Below are 16,773 nucleotides of genomic sequence, written 5' to 3' on the forward strand. Positions count from 1 at the left end.
CTGCGGTGGCAGGGTCGCGGGTGGCAGGGTCGCAGGACTGCGGTGGCAGGGTCGCGGGTGGCAGGGTCGCAGGACCGCGGTGGCAGAGTCGCGGGTGGCAGGGGCGCACGGCCATGGCGGGGCCGCAGGACTGCGGGTGGCTGGGGCTGCGGGTAAGGGGACAGGGCTGGCCTACCAGTGGTCAGTCATGGTCGTGGTCGCGCTGCCACTGTCGGTAGGCGGCGACGGCGGTCGGTAGGGTCGGGAAGATGCGGTCCGCGCCGACCGAGGCGGTGAGCCCGAACGCGTCGAGCTCGTCCTGCAGGTCGCGCTTGACGCGGGCCATCGCGAACACCACGCCGCGGGCGGTCAGCTCCCTGCGGACGCCGTCGAGCGCCTCCAGGGCGGTGATGTCGACCTCGACGTTAGCCTCGGCGTTGAGCACGAACCAGCTGGTCGGGGCGCTGTCGGCCGCGGCGAGCGCTCGTCGCCGGAAGTCCTCCGCGTTGGCGAAGAAGAGCGGGGAGTCGTACCGGTACACCAGCAGCCCCGGGATCGTGGTCGCCTGCGGGTAGTCGTCGACGTCGTGCATGCCGGCCAGGTTGGGCACGAGACCCTGGATCGCGTCGTGCGGCCGGGCCACCCGGCGCAGCAGGTCGGCCACGGACAGCCCGATGGCCAGCAGCACGCCGTACAGGATGTCCAGCACGAGGACGCCGGCGCAGGTGGCGAGGGCGAGCAGCAGCTCGCTGCGGCGGAACGCGGCCAGCCGCCGGAAGCCCGCGATGTCGATCAGATGGACCGCGGCGTAGACCACGAGAGCACCGAGCGCCGCGACCGGGAACAGCGCGAGCAGCGGCCCGGCGAACAGCAGCACCGCGACGACCGCGACCAGCGAGACGAGCGAGCCGAGCTGGGTGCGCCCGCCGGCGGCGAAGCCGATCGCGGTACGGCTGCCGCTGCTGCTGATCGGAAAGCCCCGCAGGAAGCCGGTCGCCACGTTCGCCGCGCCGAGGGCGAGCAGTTCCTGGTTGACGTCGATGCGGTAGCCGCCGCGCGCGGCGAACGAGCGCGCGGTGAGCACGGTGTCGGTGTACCCCACGACCATCACCCCGACCGCCGGCAGCACCAGGTCGGTGAGGTCGCCGAGGCCGGGCAGCGAAGGCGCGGGCAGGCCTCCCGGGATCGGGCCGACGACGGCGATGCCCTGCTCCCGGAGGCCGAACACCGCCACCGCCGCCGTGGCGAGGAGCACGGCCAGCAGGGGCCCCGGCAGCCTCGGCCACCGCCACTTCACGACGAACAGGAAGCACAGCACGGCGAGCGAGAACAGCAGCGTCGTCGGCCGGACCCGGCCGAGCTGCCGCGCGGCCGAGAGCACCTGCTCGATGAGCGTGTCGCCGGTCACCGGTATCCCGGTCAGCTTGCCCAGCTGGCTGATGATCATGATGACCGCGACGCCGGCGAGGTAGCCCACCAGGATGGGCTTTGACAGCAGGTCCGCGAGGAAGCCCAGGCGAGCGGCCCACGCGACCAGGCACAGCAGCCCGACGACCACGGCGAGCGTGGCGGCCAGCGCCGCGTACCGCGCGGGGTCGCCGCCGGCGAGCGGGGCGATCACCGTGGCGGTCATCAGCGCGGTGGTCGACTCCGGCCCGACCGACAGGTGGCGGGAGGTGCCGAGCAGAGCGTAGACGGCCAGGGGTGCGATCATCGCCCAGAGCCCCGTCACCGGCGGCAGGCCGGCCACGGTGGCGTACGCCATCACCTGCGGCACCAGGTAGGCGGCGACGGTCACACCGGCCAGCACGTCCCCGCGCCACCAGGACCGGCGGTACCCGCGTATCGCCGCGACGCCCGGCAACAGCGGGATGCTGCGCCGCCCGGCCGGCCCTGTGGTCATCTGATTCCTTCCGTGGATACCCCCACTGGGGGGAGAGGGCCTGACCGTGCGAAATATGGTCAAGCATCACACGCTGGCCAGCGCTAGTTCGGAGTCGGGCAGAATGGCGGCATGGATGATCAGCGGTACTGCCGGCTGCGCGTGATCGGCGAAAACCTCGACCTCGCCGGGTCACCCGCCGCGCTGCGTGCGCTCGCCGCGGTGCTGCGCGGTGCCGGCCCGGCGATCGAGGTGCCGATCCGCAACGGGGCCGTGGCGCAGGAGCGCGCCGCCGGGCCTCTCGCCATCGCCCTGCGCGGCGCGCCCACGCTGCACCTCAGTGGCGACGACGACGGGCTGGCGGCGGTGTGGGCGGCGCTGGAGGCCGTCGCGGACGAGACCGAGACCGCGGAGCCCGGCGGCACGGCGCCGCACCGGCACGTGGAGCCGGACGGCAGCCGGCCGCTCGTCGTCACGGGCGAGCGCGAGGACTCGCTCGGGCTGTAGCGCCGCCGGCGCCGATCCGCGTCACCGGGGGCCGGAACGCCGCGTTACCCGGGGCCGGAACGCCGGATGGGCCTCATCAGGGCCGTCTCGTGCCAGGCCAGGAAGTCCCGGACCAGGGCGGTGACCCGGTCCGGGGGCCTCCAGCAGGAACAGGTGCGAGGTTCCCGGTGGCACCGCCAGTCGCGCGTCGGGCAGGGCGGCCCGCACGATGAGCGTGCGACAGCCGATCCGTGCGAGGTCCGCCAGGGGAGACCTCGGCGTAGCGCGCGACGACCGCCGGGGGCAGCGGCGCGTACGTGCCGCTGCTGATGAGCGCCAGCGCCCGCACCAGGCCGCGCCGTAGCCGCACAGCACCGCCGACCACGCCGGTCAGGTACAACCTGGTAGGCGAGCGCGGCCAGGCTGGTGTCGAAGTCGCGGCTGTCGCTGAAGCCGCCGTGCGGCGCCTCGTCGACTGGCTGGGCCCGCACCGGCGCGGCGAGACCCGCCCGCGCCGCGACCTCGGCCGCGAACCGGGCGAGCACGTCGACGAACGCGAGCCGGACCGAGTCGCGCCACACGGTCAGCTCGGCGGGGTCGCACTCGGGCGGCACACGAGCCCTTCCGGCGCCGGAAAGACAAGGTCAGAATCCCGAGGTCGACGGTGCGGACGCGACGGCGGGCGGTGCACAGGGCGAAGAGCCGAGCATCCGGTAGCAGTACCCGAGCATCGCGATCCAGAAAAACCCGAAGGTCGAAACCGTAAGTCACTGTGACCTTACTGTTGGTGATATGCGGTGGACGGTTCGGCTGGCCGAGGGCCTGCTGGAGGCGACCCCGGACGCCCTGGTGGTGGCCGGCGATGACGGCCGCGTCGCACTGGCCAACGCCGGCGCCCGCGCGCTGTTCGGCCGCGAGGACCTGGTCGGGCAGCCGATCGACGAGCTCGTGCCGCCGGAGACACACCCGCTGCTGCCCCGGCTGCTCGCCTACATGGCCGGCGACCACCCGCTGCGCCGCTCCGGCCAGCCGCTGCGCATGCTCCGCGGCGACGGTACCCAGTTTCTGGCCGACGTCGCGCTCTCGGTGCTCGATGCCGAGGAGGGCCGCTTCGTGTACGCCACGATCCGCGACACCGGCACCGAGGGCTTCGACCCGGCCCAGTCGCTGCTCGCCTCGATCGTGCAGTCCTCGCACGACGCGATCGTCACCACCGACCTCGACGGCCTGGTGCTGTCGTGGAACCCGGGCGCGGAGCGGCTCTACGGGTACACGGCGGGGGAGATGATCGGGCGCTCCAAGGACGTCATCATCCCGCCCGACCGGCGCCCCGACGAGGCCGGGGTCCGCGTGGTTGTCGCCGCCGGCGGGCGCGTCGACCAGTACCGCACCCGGCGCCGCCGACGCGACGGCACCGAGCTGACCGTGTCGATGCTGGTCTCGCCGCTGACCGGGGCCGACGGGCGGACCGTCGGCGTCACCACCATCACCCGCGACATCAGCGAGCGCGAGCGCGCCGAGGCGCAGCGGCAGGCCGTCCTCGACGCCGCGCCCGACCCGCTGCTCGGCGTCGACGAGCGGGACCGGATCGTGCTGGTCAACGCCTCGGCCGAGCGCCTGTTCGGCATCCCGCGCTCCGACCTGACGGACGTGCCCGTACACCACCTGCTGCCCGGCGGGGTGCGCACCGCCCCCGACCGGGCCGGGGCGCAGGACGGCGCGCCGCCCGTGGCGCGGCGCAGGGACGGCACGGAGGTGCCCGTCGACATCACGCTGAGCGCGCTCAACACCGACGACGGCGTGATCACCCTGGCCGGCGTCCGGGACATGACCGAATGGCTGGCCGCCCTCGCCGAGCAGCAGCGGCTGCGGGAGGAGGCGGAGCGGCGCAAGGAGGAGGTACGCCGGCAGCGCACCCAGCGCCTGGAGAGCCTCGGCCAGCTCGCCGGCGGCATCGCGCACGACTTCAACAACCTGCTCGCGGTCATCCTCAACTACGCCGAGTTCATCGTCACCGACGGCGCCGACACCCCGTTCGCCCTCGACGCCGAGCAGATCCTGCGGGCCGGCCGGCGGGGCAGCGAGCTGACCCACCAGCTGCTCGCGTTCGCCCGCCGGGAGGTGATCCGGCCCAAGCCGCTGGACGTCAACCGGGTCATCGCCGAGGTGGAGCAGATGCTCACCCGGGCCATCGGCGAGCACATCTCGCTGGCCGCCGAGCTCGCCGAGCCCCTGCCGTCCGTGGTGGCCGACCCCGGCCAGCTCGAACAGGTCCTCGTCAACCTCGCCGTCAACGCCCGCGACGCGATGCCGGCCGGCGGCCACCTGACCATCGACACCGGGCTGGTCAACGTCTCCGACGAGCACTTCGTGGTCCGCGACGGCCTGCGCCCCGGCCCGTACGTGCGGCTGCGGGTCTCCGACACCGGCACCGGCATGCCCCGTGAGGTCATCGAGCAGGCCTTCGAGCCGTTCTTCACCACCAAGCCCAGCGGCGAGGGTACCGGCCTGGGCCTGGCCACGGTCTACGGCATTGTGGTGCAGGCCGGCGGCACCGTGTACATCTACTCCGAGCCGGGCGTCGGCACCACGATCACGATCCTGCTGCCGGCCAGCGACGTCAAGCCCCGCGCCGACGATCCGAGGCGGGCCGCGCGGCCGCCGGGCCGCGGCCAGACGGTGCTGGTCGCCGAGGACGAGCCGGCGCTGCGCGAGGTCACCACCCGCATCCTGCGCCGCGGCGGCTACACCGTGCTCGCCGCCGAGGACGGCCTGGCCGCGCTGCGGCTGGCCGCTGAGCACGGCGGCCCGATCGACCTGCTGCTCACCGACGTGGTGATGCCGGGCATGCTGGGCCGCATGCTGGCCGAGCGGCTCCAGCTCGCCCGGCCGGCGACCCGGGTCCTGTTCATGTCCGGCTACGCCCAGCCGGTGCTGACGAGCAACGGCACCCTCGATCCCGGCGTACACCTGCTGGAGAAGCCCTTCACCGGCGACGACCTGCTCAACGCCGTCGGCGACCAGCTCGCGGGGGTCGTGCCGCACTTCTAAAAATGGACGTTCATTCATTATTCTCGCTCGCATGGATGGCAGCAGCCGCTCCGCGGAGCACGTGGCGCTCTTCCGTGCCCTGGAGACGAGCCGCCGGCGCGACCGGCTTTTCAGCGACCGGCTCGCGACGCGCATGTTGTCGCCGCGGTACCGCGCGGTCGTCGCCGCGTCGCGCCTGCCGCCGGTGCACCGCTGGATCGAGCGGTACATCGATACCCGCTACGCCGGCGGCCCGCGGGCCTCGGCCGTCGTCCGCACCCGCCTGATTGACGACCTCGTCCGCGCCGCCCTCGACGGTGGCGCCCGGCAACTGGTACTGCTCGGCGCCGGCTTCGACAACCGCGTCCACCGCATCGCCGCGCCCGTCGCGTTCGAGGTCGACCACCCGGCGACCCAGGCCACCAAGCGCCGCCGAGTGCCCGCCGCGCTCGCCGGGCGGGCGCGGTTCGTCCCCGTCGATCTCGCCGCCGACGCGCTCGGCCCGGCCCTGCTCGCCGCCGGGTTCGACCCCGCCGCGCCGGCGGTCGTGGTCTGGGAGGGCGTCACGAACTACCTCACCGCCGAGGCCGTCGACGCGACCCTGCGCGCGCTCGCGGCGCTGCTCGAGGCCGGCGGCCGGATCGTGTTCACCTACGTGGATCGGGCAGCGCTGGACGGCATCGGCGGCTTCGCTGGCGTGGCGGAATGGCACGACGCGGTACGCCGGGGCGGGGAGCCGTGGACGTTCGGCTTCGACCCCGCCGAGCTGCCCGGCTACCTCGCCGAGCGCGGGCTGCGGCTCGCCGAGGACGTCACCACCCGCGACGCCGCGGCGCGATACCTGGCGCCGCTGGGCCGCGACGAGCCGACCGCCGCCTTCTACCGGGTCGCGGTCGCCGATGCCTAAGGTCGCCGAGGAGCACTTCGCGGCGCGGCGGCGGCAGATCCTCGACGCCGCCGCGGCCTGCTTCGCCCGCGAGGGGTTCCACCGTACGTCGATGCAGGACATCGTGCGCGAGTCGGGGATCAGCGCCGGCCTGATCTACCGGTACTTCACCGGCAAGGACGACATGATCGCCGCGATCGTCGCCGAGTGGCACGAGCGGCGCACCTCCCTGCTCGACAACGACCCCGCCGACGGCTTCCTGCAGGTGCTTCGGGCCGTCGGCGACCCGGCCAACCGGGCCGATCTGAGCCTGGCCGTGCAGGTGTGGGCGGAGACGGTCCGCTCGCCGCACATCCGGGACGTGGCCCGCGACAACGTCGACCGCCCGCGCCGCCTCGCCGCCGCGGCGCTTGCGGGCGCCGTGCCCGAGCCGGACGCGCTGGCCCGCGTGCTGATCGCGATCTACCAAGGGCTGGTGCTACAGACCCTCTGGGACGACGGCGTCGACCATGCCGCCTACGCCCGGGCCGTCGCCGCCCTCCTCGCCCCGCTCGGCCCGCTGCCCGCCGATGCGGCCGCGGAGCCCACGGCGGCGCCGCAGGACCTGCAGCGCCCGGGGTAGCCAGGGCGCGATGGCCAGCAGGACCAGGGCCAGGGTCAGCGGCGCCTTCCACAGCGGGCCGACGGCCGCCGGCGGACGGTCCGGCGCCGCGGCCACCCACGGCTCGGCGGTGCGCGCCCAGACCAGGAACGCGTCGCCGATCGGCAGCAGCCCGAGCGCGTAACGCTTGGTGTGCGGGGTGTCCAGCGGCACGCCGGCCAGCTCGCCGTAGCTCGACAGCGCGCCGGCCAGTGCGTCGTCGCCCTCGACCCGCGCCGCGCCGATCGTCACCACCGTCGCCGACAGCGAGACGCCGAGCGGCAGCGGCCCGCTGTCGACGTCGCCGGGCCCGTCGGTGCCCCGCGGGTATTCGCGCACCGCCGGCCCGATCCCCAGCGGCCGCACCACGAACAGCTCCCGGAAGCGCAGGTACTGCTGCCGGGCGAACACCGGGTCGACATCGGCGAGGAAGCGCTGGATGACGCTCTGCGAGGTGGCCCGGGCACCCGCAGCGGCGTCCCGGTGCGCGGGTCGGTCACGTGCGGCAGCAGCCCGGTGGCCGGGTCGAGCCGCTCCCGGGCGCCGTCGAGCCAGCGCCGCACGGTGTCGCCGTACCGCGCCGGCAGCAGCGCGTCGTGCAGCCGCAGCGAGGCGATCGCGACCGTCGAGTCGACCGGCCACGACTGATCCGGGTACGCCTGCAAGAATGGCGTCGCCGACGCGTCGAACGCCGCCGCGAGGTCCCGCGAGTCTCGCTCGAACCGCTCGACCTCCGCCGGGTCGCGCGCGGCGGTATCCTGCAGGCTCAGCATCCCGCCGCGCAGCCAGTTGGTCCACCCGGCGTAGAAGACGCCGTGCCGCGGCGCGAGCCCGGCGCTGAACGGCGCCGTCCCCTGTGGACCGTCCAGCCTGGACAGTGCCCACCGCACCTCGCGCAGCGCCTCGGCGCGATCCGCGCGGTGCCGCCCGACGTCGACCCAGGCGAGCCCGTAGAGGGCGTGCGGGAAGAAGTACCCTTCGGGGAACATCGCCTGCGCCGCGTCGCCGGCCCCGTCGTCGAGCTCGGCGCGCAGGAACCCCAGCTGCCGCACCGCCGCGCCGCCGGGGCCGAGGGTGGGGGAGTGCAGCCGGGCCAGCCCACCCAGCGCGCACACGGTGACGAGCGCGGCGAGGACGAGCCGCAGCACCCGCATGACCCGCCGCACGGCGGCGAGCCTATCCCACCGCGGCTACTTCAGCCGCCCGGCGCTGGGAATTTGGGGGGCGCCCGCAGCCCGCCCGGGTCAGCCGCGCCGCGCCCCCGCCGCGCCCCCGCGGGCCTCGATCGGCTCCGTGTCGAACCGCTCCCGCGCCCGGCCCGGATGCGTTCAGTGACCGGCCCGGGCGACAGCAGGACCGAGCCGACGAGCACGACGGCCGGCTCGGCCTGAACTCGCCCGGGCCGCCACACCGGCCGACGGTCGCCAGCGCGTGCGGGAGGTGCCCGGCGGCCTCCGCCGCGAGCCTGCGGGCGACCGAGGCGCCCTCGTCTACCCCGCGTCTGCCCGCGTTGCCCGTGCCGTCCGCGTCTGCCCGTGTTGCTCGTGCCGGCCAGCGCCGTCCCCACCTGCCCGCGTCTGCCAGCGTCGTCCCCTCCGGCGTCGGCGGCACCGATGACGCCCAGCGCCACCCAGGCCGGTCGGTCGCGGCGACGGCCTCGCGCAGTGCCGAGGTCAGGGCCGCGCCGGGGGCGCTCCGCTGGAGTTCTGGTTCGTGGCGCCCCGCGGAACCGCGCGCGAGGCTGTTGTTACACCCTGCGAGGCATTCCGGCTCGCGGCGAAGCCGGAGCGCATCGTCGAAACAGTGTGACCCGCCGCCAATCATGGGCCCCGGGGTGGCCCTTTGCCGATGACACTCCGTGTGCGGCCTCGATAGCGTCCGGGCAGATCCTGTCGATTGTCGATGTGTGCCGCGCCGGGGCGTTCGCTCGCGCGGCCGCGTGTTTGGAGGCGACTGTGGCGCCGCAGCCACGACACAGTTCACTGCTCGCGGTCGATGTAGAAGCCTACGCGAGCCGCACCGAACCGGGCCAGGAGGCGGTACGGCGGGCCATGTACGCCACCGTGCGGGGCGCCGCGGGCGAGGCCGAGATCCCGTGGGACGAGTGCGTCGTCCAGGACCAAGGCGACTGTATCCTGCTGCTGGTTCCGGCGCACGTGCCGGTGCCCAGCCTCATCGACCCGTTCGTCGCGCGCCTCGACGGACTGCTGCGCCGGCACAACGCGCTCGCCAGCGCCGAGGCGGCCGTGCGGATGCGGGTCGCGGTTCACGCCGGCTACGTCTCGCTCGACGGCGCCGGGTGGGTCGGCACCGCGGTCAACTCGACGGCCCGGCTGCTCGCCGCGCCGGAGTTCAAGGCGGTGCTGGCGGCCAGCCGGCGCGCGCAGACGGCGCTGATCGTCTCGGACGAGGTGTACCGCTCGATCGTCCGCCAGGGCCACGTCGGGCTCGACCCGCAATCCTTCCACCAGGTGCGGGTCCGGCTCAAGGAGCTCGACACGCCGGCCTGGATCCACGTGCCCGGCTACCCGGTGCCGGACGGGCTCGGCGGCGCCGGGCCGGACCGCCCGGCCCCAGCACCGCACCAGCCCGCCGCCGCGCCGGGGCAGCAGTTCGGCGATTACGCGTACAACAAGGGTGTCATCGCCGGCGGGGACATCTCCGTCGGCAACGACCTCGTCATCGGGAGGGACTGATGGCCGACGCCGCGCCGCCGGCCACCGCCGGAGGCGGGGACGCGGAGGCGGGTGCCGGACCCGGCGGCGACCCGGCCCAGGCGGGTGGGGCGGCGCGTGGCGTCGGCGGCGGCGTGCCCGGCAACGTCAGCGCCACCAACGAGCTGCTGCGGACGGCGCAGGCGAGCATGGGCGCCTACGCGTTCAACCGCGGCACCGTCGCCGGGCGCGACATCACCGTCCACTACCACGGCGCCGACAGGCCGGCCCCGGAGCTGTTGCGCCCGCTCGGGGTCGACAGCGCGGACGCGGTGCGCTCCGCGTTCGTGCCGCCGAGCGACTTCGACGGGCTCGTCGCCTCCGTGACCGGCCACCACGTCGTGCTGCTGCGGGCGACGCCGCGCGAGGGCGCGGACACCGCGGGGCTGCGGCTGCTGCTGGAGCTCGGGGCCGGCCCGATGTACCGCCTCGACCCGCACCGGCCCGTCGGCGACCTCGTCGGGGAGCAGCTGGAGCAGGCCGGCGGCTACCTGCTCTCAGCGCTGTCCGACGCCGCGGTACGGTCGCTGAACTGCCTCGACCTGGACGGGCTCGAGGCGCGGCTGCGCCCGCTGGGCGCCCGGCTCGTCGTCATCGTGCCGACCGGCGCCACCCTCACCGACCAGGGCCTGCGCGGCTACGTGCGCACCCTCGGCGCGCCCCCGGCCGCCGCCGACCTGCTCACCGCCCACCTGCGCTGGCGGCTGCGCGCCGTGGCCGCCGCCGACGAGCTGCTGGGGCGGGCCGAGGTCGCCGCGGCGGTGCGCGACTTCCTCGAGGGCGAGCCGAGCTGCCGCGACGTGGCCGACCTCGCCCGGCTGCTGTCGGAATCGCAGCGGTCCGCGGCGGGACTCGACGTCGCGCGGGTGCTGGAGGCGATGCGCCTGCGCGCCGCCGAGAACTTCGACGCCTGGTTCGACCGCCTCGACGACCTTCCGCTGCGCTGCACGGCGATCGCGCTCGCGCTCTTCAACGGGCTGCCGTTCGAGATCGTCACCGCCGCGGCGGCGCGGCTGCGGGTGCGGCTCGAGGAGCCGATGTTCGGGCGGACCACCGATCCCGGCATCCGGCTGGTCAGCCCGCTCGCGCAGCGCCCCGATCCGTTCCGGGAGACCCGTGCGGTGCGGCTGCGGCGGCTGCGTGCCCGGATCACCCACACCACGCTGCCCGCGTGGTTCGGCGACACGCCGGCGCAGGTGATGTCGTACGACGACGCCGACTATGCCCCGGCGGTGATCAACCGGGTCTGGGACGAGTACGACGACGTGCGCCCGGCGCTCGTCGCCTGGTTCGGTGAGCTGGGCGCCGAGCCCTCGGAGCAGGTCCGGGTCTGGGTGGCCACCGCCGTGGGGCTGCTGGCCACCCGCGCGTTCGAGTACATCCTGCACGCCGTCATCCGTCCGTGGGCGGCGAGCGGATCCAAGTTGCAGCGCGAGACCGCGGCCATCGCCCTCGGCGTGCCCGCCACCGTCGGCGGCCTGACCGAGCAGGTCCGGCGGGTGGTCCGGGAGTGGAGCGCGCCCGAGGACGGGAACGAGGCGTCCGCCCTGCGCGCCGCCGCGGCCCGCGTCTACGGCGCGGGGCTCGGCCCGTCGCAGCCGCGGCAGGCGCTGGCCGGGCTGGAGTACCTCGCGGACTCGCCGGACAACGACGTCGCCAACGCCGTCGGACAGAGCCTCGCCGAGCTCATCGACCGCAATGACGAGCTGGTGACGCCGGTGCTGACCGCGATCGTGCGGTGGCTCGGCGACCGGCGGCACCCGGAGCGCATCACCAACGGTCACATCGCCTTCCTGCGAGCGGCGATCGACGTCACGCACAGGGCGGAGCCGATCGGCGAGGACGACGACACGCTTCGCTGGCCGTTGCTGCTGTACCTCGCCGAGACACGACCCCGGCTGGGCCCGACCATCGCCGGGTTGTGGCACGCGACCCTCAACGGGCCGATCCACGAGGACGCGCAGGAGGCGTTGAGCGGCTGGGCGGCGATCGTCGAGCCGGACCGCCGCTCGTGCGAGGCGTTCGGCCGGCTCGCCGGCGAGATCGCGGCGGACGCCCGGACCCAGAAGATCCTGCTCCGGCTGGCGCAGGACTGGACCACCGGCAGGAACCCCGAACCGACGCCGCGCGCGGCGGCGAGTGTCATCACGGCGTTGTCCGAACGGAGTGGAGAGTCATGACGCCCAAGCACCCTCAGGCCCGGCCGGCGCCTTTCGCGCCGCCACCGCAGCACGTGCCGATGTCGCCGGCGCCGAGGTTCGCGATGGCGTCGCCGTTCGCGGGACGTAGCGGCCGGGTCATCCTGCACGAGGAGCGGCTCAACCGGTTCGGCGCGGCGCAGGGAGCCAAGCCGCTGCGCGCGGCCGTGACCGCGGTCTACGCGCGCCCGAACGGCGACCTGGTGGCCCTGGGACGGCCGCTGTACCTGTTCGAGAACCTCGCCCGCGGCTTCCGGTACCGCTACGACGTCGGCACCGCCGACCGCGAGGACGAGTTCCACATCAGCGACGAGCTGCCGAGCAGGGAGGACATCTTCCGCTTCTACGCGCGGCTGCAATTCGGCTTCCGCGTGCACGACCCCGTCGAGGTGGTCCGGCGGCGCGTCCAGGACGGCTTCATGGTCGCCGGCTGGCGGCTCATGGAGCGCATGCGGCGCATCAGCCGGCGCTACACCCCGGAGGAGTGCGCGAACGCCAACGACGAGATCAACGACACGCTCGGTCAGGAACCGATCGAGCTCAGCGAGGGCATCACCGTCTACCGCTTCGCCGCGTTCCTGTCGCTGGACCAGCAGACGCAGGAGGCGATGCGCCGCCGCCGGGCCGTCGAGCAGGCCTATGCGTTCGAGCAGACCTCGCACCGGCTCGACCGGCTGCGCCAGACCAACCAGCAGGAGCTGGAGACCGCGCGGCTGGAGGCCGTGCGCGATGCCATCCACGGCGACCACGGCCTGCTCATGCTGCACATGGCCAAGCACCCCGACGACACCAGGACCGCGCTGGAGATGGTCGCCAAGAGCAACGAGAGCGACCGGCAGGGCCTGTTCAAGCTCCTGGAGAACATGATGGAGAAGAACCTGATCCAGAACATCGACCTGCAGGAGATCCGCGACGAGAACCTCCGGCGCATCCTGCAGACGGTGAAAGAGGATCCGCTCAAGGTGCTGCAGGTGCGTGCCGAGGCCGGCCCGCCGCTGCCCGCGCCGCGACCCGGCCTGACCGAGGGCGTCGAGCCGGTGACCGGCATCCCGATCCCGCCGCCGGCCGATGCCTGAGGCCTCCGTGGCGCCGCCCGTGCCGGTCGGGGCTCCGCGCGAGGAGGCGGATCCGGACCAGGCGTGGCGGACGCTGGGCCTCGTCACCGACTGGATCAGGCACGCCGAGACCAAGATCGAGGCGGTGGTCGCCGGCCGCACCGCGCTGGTCCGGCACCTGGCCCGGCAGGTCCACGCCGACGCGACGATCGCCTGGCGCAGGTACTGCTGGGCCGACCGCGCCGTCCTCGCCGCCATCCGGGCGGCCTGAACCCGGCACGGCTGGTCGGCGCCATGCGGACCAGGGCTACGGCGCGGTCGCGGCCTTCAGCGGCGTCGGCTTGCCGACCTTGGCGCCGGCCACGCCCCAGACCACGGCGGCGAGGACGAGGGCGGCCCCGGCGAGCTGGCCCGCCGACAGCGCCTGGCCCAGCACCAGCCAGCCCAGGGCCGCGGCCACGACCACGCTGAGCAGCCCGAGCAGCGTCACCTGGGCCGGCGGCAGCGTGGTGACGCCGCGGAACCACAGGAAGTACGCCCCGGCGGTGCCGAAGAGCGAAAGGTAGGCGAACCCGGCCGCGTTGGCCCAGTCCAGGGCCGGCGGCGGCCCCTCGGCGAGCAGCGCGGCCGGGGCGAGCAGCAGCCCGCCGGCGGTGAGCTGCCAGCCGGTCAGGGCGAGCAGGGCGGTGCGCCGCTCGGTGAAGCCCTCGGGCACGCCCCAGCGCGACCCGAGCACGGTGGCCAGCGACACCGACAGCATGCCGCCGGCCGCGGCGGCGAGCCCGATCGGGTCCAGGGCGGCGGTCGAGCGCAGCACGACCAGGGCGACCCCGGCCAGCCCGGCGACCCCGGCCCCGAGCACGCGCGCCGCGGGCCGCTGCTTGAACAGGCCGAACGCGAGCCCGGCGACGACGAACGGCCCAAGCGCCCCGAGCACGGCGGCCAGCCCGCCGGGCAGCCGGTATGCCGCCACGAACAGCAGGGCGAAGAACAGCCCGATGTTGAGCGTGCCGAGGACCGCGACGCGCCACCACCAGGCGCCGCGGGGCAGCGCCCGGGCGGCGGCGACGAGCAGGAGCCCGGCGGGCAGCGCGCGCAGGGTCCCGGCCAGCAGCGGGCGGTCGGGCGGCAGCAGCTCGCTGGTCACCAGGTACGTGGTTCCCCACAGCACAGGGGCGATCGCCGTAAGGTTCCTCATGGCTAAGTAGCTTACCACTAAGCTACTTGATAATAAGCGAGTGTTAGGATGTGGCGTGGATGACGTCGACCGGATCGTGGCGCAGTGGGCGCGGGAGCGTCCGGAGCTGCGGACCGAGGCGATGGCCGTGTTCGGCCGGATCTACCGCCTGGCCCGGGCGGTCGGGGACCGCCAGGAGAAGGTGTGCTCTGAGCTGGGCATCAACCGCGGCGAGTTCGACGTGCTGGCGGCCCTGCGCCGCGCGGGCGAGCCGTTCCAGCTCTCCCCGAAGTCGCTCAGCGCGTCGCTGATGCTCACCACCGGCGGGATGACGGGCCGGCTCGACCGCCTGGAGCGCGCCGGCCTGGTGACCCGCTCCCCGGACCCCGGCGACCGCCGTGGCCTGGTCATCACCCTGACCGCGCGCGGCCTCGAGCTCATCGACGAGGCGGTGGTGGCCGGGCTCGACGTCCAGCGCGAGGTTTTCGAGCGTCTCCCGGAGGCCGCCCGCCACCGCCTGTCGGACCTGCTGCGCGACCTCCTGGCCGCGACCGAGCCCCAGTGAGCGTGACGGAGACGCAGTGGCTGCGGACGCGCCGGTTCCTGGAGCGCAACCGGTTCGAGCTCGGCGTGGCGGCGGCCGGCGACTACGGCGATGACGGGCGGTTCTTCGGCACGCCGCTGCTGACGCGGCCGTCGTTCGTGCCGCCGGGCCCGATACCGCTCGACGCGATCGAGCTGACCCTCGACGCGCGTCCGGCCGCGCGGCCCACCAGCCGGGAGTACGGGGCGGTGCTGCCGGCCGGCGAGCGGTACCGCGACTACTCGGACGCCTACCGGGAGCTGGCCGCCCCGCGGGTGTTCGACAACCGCGAGACCTACCGGCTGACGAGCGCGGACCTGGCCACCGCGCCGGGCCGGCTCGGCTTCGGCCTCGGCCGCTACTTCGACGGCATCGACACTGGCGAGGCCGCCGCGCACGCGTTCGCGGCCCGCCGCCGCGGCGAGGATCCGGGCCGGATCCGCGACCGCTTCGCCGATCCCCGCGACCTGTCCGCCCGGCCGGTCAACGTGGCGGTGAGCGCCCTGACGCTGCGGCGCGACGCCTCGACCGGGGACGCCGAGTTCTTCCTGCACTGGCGCGATCCTGAGAAGGTCGGGCACGCGGGCGGGCTGTTCCAGGTCGTGCCCTCCGGCGTGTTCCAGGCCTCCGGGGAGGGCGCGTGGAACCGCGACAACGACTTCTCGCTCGTGCGCTTCCTCGCCCGCGAGTACGCCGAGGAGCTGGGCGGCCGGGCGGAGGAGTACGACAACGGCGACCGCGGGATCGACTACGCCGCGTGGCCGTTCGCCCGGGACTTCCTCGCCCACCTGTCCGGCGGCGGGATCCGCGCCTGGTGCGTCGGGCTCGGGGTGGACCCGCTCACGTACGCCACCGACCTGCTCGCGGTGCTGGTCTTCGACGCCGCCGTGTTCGATTCGCTCTTCGGCGGGGTCGTGAGCGAGAACGACGAGGGCCGGGTGCTGGCCGGCCTGCCGTTCACCGCGGCCGAGGTCACCCGGCTGGTGGCGCGGGAGCGGATGCAGGCCGCCGGCGCGGGCCTGCTGGCCGCGGCGTGGCACCACCGTTCGATCATCCTGGCGTGAGCGCGGCCCGCATCGGGGCGGTCGCCGTCGCGACCCACGTCGTCAGCGCGCCGGCCCGCGGCTGCCGCGAGGTTCGTGGTCGGCGATCGGGCCATCGTGGCTCGCCGATCCATGCTCGCCCGCCCAGCCGGTAACAGCGGTCCTGGGTGATTCCGGGCTGGACGCGCAGCTCGAGCTGACGTAGGCCGAGGCGGTCCAGCATCGGCCGGATGTCCTCGGGCACGAGGAGGGCCGTCGGCGCCGGCGCGGTGAGTTGCCGGATCTGCCGCCGAATTCGAGCGGGCTGAGCGTCAAAGGAACGAGGGTCGTCACGGCGCCCACGGTCAGGACGAGCTCGGGACCGGATGTGTCCCAGGTGACGGCCAGCACCGCGGCGTACAGCAGGGCGTAGGGGATCAGCGTGCCCACCACGCCGGCGATGCTCCGCAGGCGACCGGGCATGAGGGCCGCGCGGGAGCCCATCTCCGCCAGGATCGGCCGGGCGGCGCTGACGCCCGCCTCCTGACAGCAGCCGTCATGGTCCCGCTCGGCCAGGGCCGCACGCATCGCCGCCGGGTCGCTCTCCGCAGCGCGCAGCAGTTCCGCCGCCGGGACTGCTTCTGGGCCCGCTTCGGGGCCGAGGAGCGCGACGAGGAGGTCGACGGTCGTCACCTGGTCGTGGCCGGACGCGCGCGCTTTCCGGATGCCGCGCTCGAGGGCTTCCCTGAGCTCCGCCGCGAAGGGGATCCGCGTGTCATCCTGGTGGTCCGGCCCCGGCGGGAAGAGCGCCGCGCCGGCCTCGCGAAGCCGTTCGGAGCTCAGGCCCCAGCGCGTGCCGTGCACCGCCCTCGGCCTCGGCCAGGCCGAGCAGCAGGTGATGGCTGCCGACCTGCTCGGCGCCGAGGGTGTGGGCCGCTTCGGAAGCCAGCATGACTGCCTGAAGCGCCTGGTCCGTCATCCGCATGATCCGCACCACCTCGGTGCCGGATCGTGCCATACCCGACCGTACCGCGACACCCCGCGCGAAGACCGGGCTTGATTTCCAGGGAGTTACACGAATGTATCTTGACAACGTTGTCAGCCGACGAAACGCTAACGAT

The 16,773-nt window shown here is 74.4% G+C and carries 15 protein-coding genes; 11 read left to right on the forward strand and 4 right to left on the reverse strand.

From position 1 onward, the window contains the following. Positions 1 to 181: 181 nt before the first annotated feature. The gene (locus ABT297_RS34490) at positions 182 to 1,882 is read right to left on the reverse strand and encodes a SulP family inorganic anion transporter (protein ID WP_350556668.1); all 1,701 of its coding nucleotides are present in this window, start codon (positions 1,880 to 1,882) and stop codon (positions 182 to 184) included. Positions 1,883 to 1,993: 111 nt separating this feature from the next. Between ABT297_RS34490 and ABT297_RS34495 the strand changes: the two genes are divergently transcribed. The 4 genes from ABT297_RS34495 to ABT297_RS34510 all read left to right on the forward strand — a co-directional run bounded on the left by ABT297_RS34495 (position 1,994) and on the right by ABT297_RS34510 (position 6,885). Continuing rightward, positions 1,994 to 2,368 carry an Imm32 family immunity protein gene (locus ABT297_RS34495; protein WP_350556669.1) on the forward strand — a complete coding sequence of 125 codons (375 nt, stop codon included), beginning with the start codon at positions 1,994 to 1,996 and terminating at the stop codon, positions 2,366 to 2,368. A 771-nt stretch (positions 2,369 to 3,139) separates the two neighbouring features. After that, the gene (locus tag ABT297_RS34500) at positions 3,140 to 5,398 is read left to right on the forward strand and encodes a PAS domain S-box protein (protein ID WP_350556670.1); all 2,259 of its coding nucleotides are present in this window, start codon (positions 3,140 to 3,142) and stop codon (positions 5,396 to 5,398) included. 31 nt (positions 5,399 to 5,429) lie between these two features. Beyond that, positions 5,430 to 6,284 (forward strand): class I SAM-dependent methyltransferase, encoded by an 855-nt coding sequence (locus ABT297_RS34505; RefSeq protein ID WP_350556671.1) that lies wholly within the window; start codon positions 5,430 to 5,432, stop codon positions 6,282 to 6,284. After that, complete coding sequence (locus ABT297_RS34510) at positions 6,277 to 6,885, forward strand: TetR/AcrR family transcriptional regulator (protein ID WP_350556672.1); 609 nt, start codon at positions 6,277 to 6,279, stop codon at positions 6,883 to 6,885. The genes ABT297_RS34505 and ABT297_RS34510 overlap by 8 nt, the downstream gene beginning before the upstream one ends. A gap of 266 nt (positions 6,886 to 7,151) precedes the next feature. On the opposite strand, the gene ABT297_RS34515 is transcribed toward ABT297_RS34510, so the two are convergent. Then, a complete protein-coding gene (locus tag ABT297_RS34515; protein ID WP_350556673.1) occupies positions 7,152 to 8,069 on the reverse strand; it encodes a hypothetical protein in 918 nt (305 codons plus the stop codon). 789 nt (positions 8,070 to 8,858) lie between these two features. On the opposite strand from ABT297_RS34515, the gene ABT297_RS34520 reads away from it, so the two are divergent. From ABT297_RS34520 to ABT297_RS34535, 4 genes are all read left to right on the forward strand, one after another. Continuing rightward, complete coding sequence (locus tag ABT297_RS34520; protein WP_350556674.1) at positions 8,859 to 9,599, forward strand: hypothetical protein; 741 nt, start codon at positions 8,859 to 8,861, stop codon at positions 9,597 to 9,599. Further along, positions 9,599 to 11,797, forward strand: a complete 2,199-nt coding sequence (locus tag ABT297_RS34525; protein WP_350556675.1) for a hypothetical protein — start codon at positions 9,599 to 9,601, stop codon at positions 11,795 to 11,797. The genes ABT297_RS34520 and ABT297_RS34525 overlap by 1 nt, the downstream gene beginning before the upstream one ends. Positions 11,798 to 11,880: 83 nt before the next feature. Continuing rightward, positions 11,881 to 12,891, forward strand: coding sequence for a hypothetical protein (locus tag ABT297_RS34530; RefSeq protein ID WP_350556676.1), 1,011 nt, complete (start codon positions 11,881 to 11,883; stop codon positions 12,889 to 12,891). Further along, positions 12,884 to 13,141, forward strand: a complete 258-nt coding sequence (locus ABT297_RS34535) for a hypothetical protein (protein WP_350556677.1) — start codon at positions 12,884 to 12,886, stop codon at positions 13,139 to 13,141. The genes ABT297_RS34530 and ABT297_RS34535 overlap by 8 nt, the downstream gene beginning before the upstream one ends. Positions 13,142 to 13,177: 36 nt before the next feature. On the opposite strand, the gene ABT297_RS34540 is transcribed toward ABT297_RS34535, so the two are convergent. Continuing rightward, a complete protein-coding gene (locus tag ABT297_RS34540) occupies positions 13,178 to 14,068 on the reverse strand; it encodes an EamA family transporter (protein ID WP_350556678.1) in 891 nt (296 codons plus the stop codon). A gap of 55 nt (positions 14,069 to 14,123) precedes the next feature. Here ABT297_RS34540 and ABT297_RS34545 point away from each other — a divergent pair, with 55 nt between their 5' ends. After that, positions 14,124 to 14,612, forward strand: a complete 489-nt coding sequence (locus ABT297_RS34545; RefSeq protein ID WP_350556679.1) for a MarR family winged helix-turn-helix transcriptional regulator — start codon at positions 14,124 to 14,126, stop codon at positions 14,610 to 14,612. After that, entirely contained in the window at positions 14,609 to 15,694 is a 1,086-nt protein-coding gene (locus tag ABT297_RS34550) for an XRE family transcriptional regulator (RefSeq protein ID WP_350556680.1), read from the forward strand. Before ABT297_RS34545 ends, ABT297_RS34550 begins: the two co-directional genes overlap by 4 nt. Positions 15,695 to 15,736: 42 nt before the next feature. Here the strand turns inward: ABT297_RS34550 and ABT297_RS34555 are convergent, their stop codons facing one another. Continuing rightward, positions 15,737 to 16,516 (reverse strand): hypothetical protein, encoded by a 780-nt coding sequence (locus ABT297_RS34555; RefSeq protein ID WP_350556681.1) that lies wholly within the window; start codon positions 16,514 to 16,516, stop codon positions 15,737 to 15,739. A 34-nt stretch (positions 16,517 to 16,550) separates the two neighbouring features. Here ABT297_RS34555 and ABT297_RS34560 point away from each other — a divergent pair, with 34 nt between their 5' ends. Continuing rightward, entirely contained in the window at positions 16,551 to 16,712 is a 162-nt protein-coding gene (locus tag ABT297_RS34560; RefSeq protein WP_350556682.1) for a hypothetical protein, read from the forward strand. The last annotated feature ends 61 nt before the right edge of the window (positions 16,713 to 16,773 follow it).

Source organism: Dactylosporangium sp. NPDC000555 (assembly GCF_040300025.1).
Taxonomy (GTDB): Bacteria; Actinomycetota; Actinomycetes; order Mycobacteriales; family Micromonosporaceae; genus Dactylosporangium.

Excerpts from the sequence above, each read along its gene's own strand:
- ABT297_RS34490 (WP_350556668.1), bottom strand. The coding sequence starts at position 1,882 with ATGACCACAGGGCCGGCCGGGCGGCGCAGCATCCCGCTGTTGCCGGGC.
- ABT297_RS34495 (WP_350556669.1), top strand. The coding sequence starts at position 1,994 with ATGGATGATCAGCGGTACTGCCGGCTGCGCGTGATCGGCGAAAACCTC.
- ABT297_RS34500 (WP_350556670.1), top strand. The coding sequence starts at position 3,140 with ATGCGGTGGACGGTTCGGCTGGCCGAGGGCCTGCTGGAGGCGACCCCG.
- ABT297_RS34505 (WP_350556671.1), top strand. The coding sequence starts at position 5,430 with ATGGATGGCAGCAGCCGCTCCGCGGAGCACGTGGCGCTCTTCCGTGCC.
- ABT297_RS34510 (WP_350556672.1), top strand. The coding sequence starts at position 6,277 with ATGCCTAAGGTCGCCGAGGAGCACTTCGCGGCGCGGCGGCGGCAGATC.
- ABT297_RS34525 (WP_350556675.1), top strand. The coding sequence starts at position 9,599 with ATGGCCGACGCCGCGCCGCCGGCCACCGCCGGAGGCGGGGACGCGGAG.
- ABT297_RS34530 (WP_350556676.1), top strand. The coding sequence starts at position 11,881 with ATGGCGTCGCCGTTCGCGGGACGTAGCGGCCGGGTCATCCTGCACGAG.
- ABT297_RS34535 (WP_350556677.1), top strand. The coding sequence starts at position 12,884 with ATGCCTGAGGCCTCCGTGGCGCCGCCCGTGCCGGTCGGGGCTCCGCGC.
- ABT297_RS34540 (WP_350556678.1), bottom strand. The coding sequence starts at position 14,068 with ATGAGGAACCTTACGGCGATCGCCCCTGTGCTGTGGGGAACCACGTAC.
- ABT297_RS34560 (WP_350556682.1), top strand. The coding sequence starts at position 16,551 with ATGGCTGCCGACCTGCTCGGCGCCGAGGGTGTGGGCCGCTTCGGAAGC.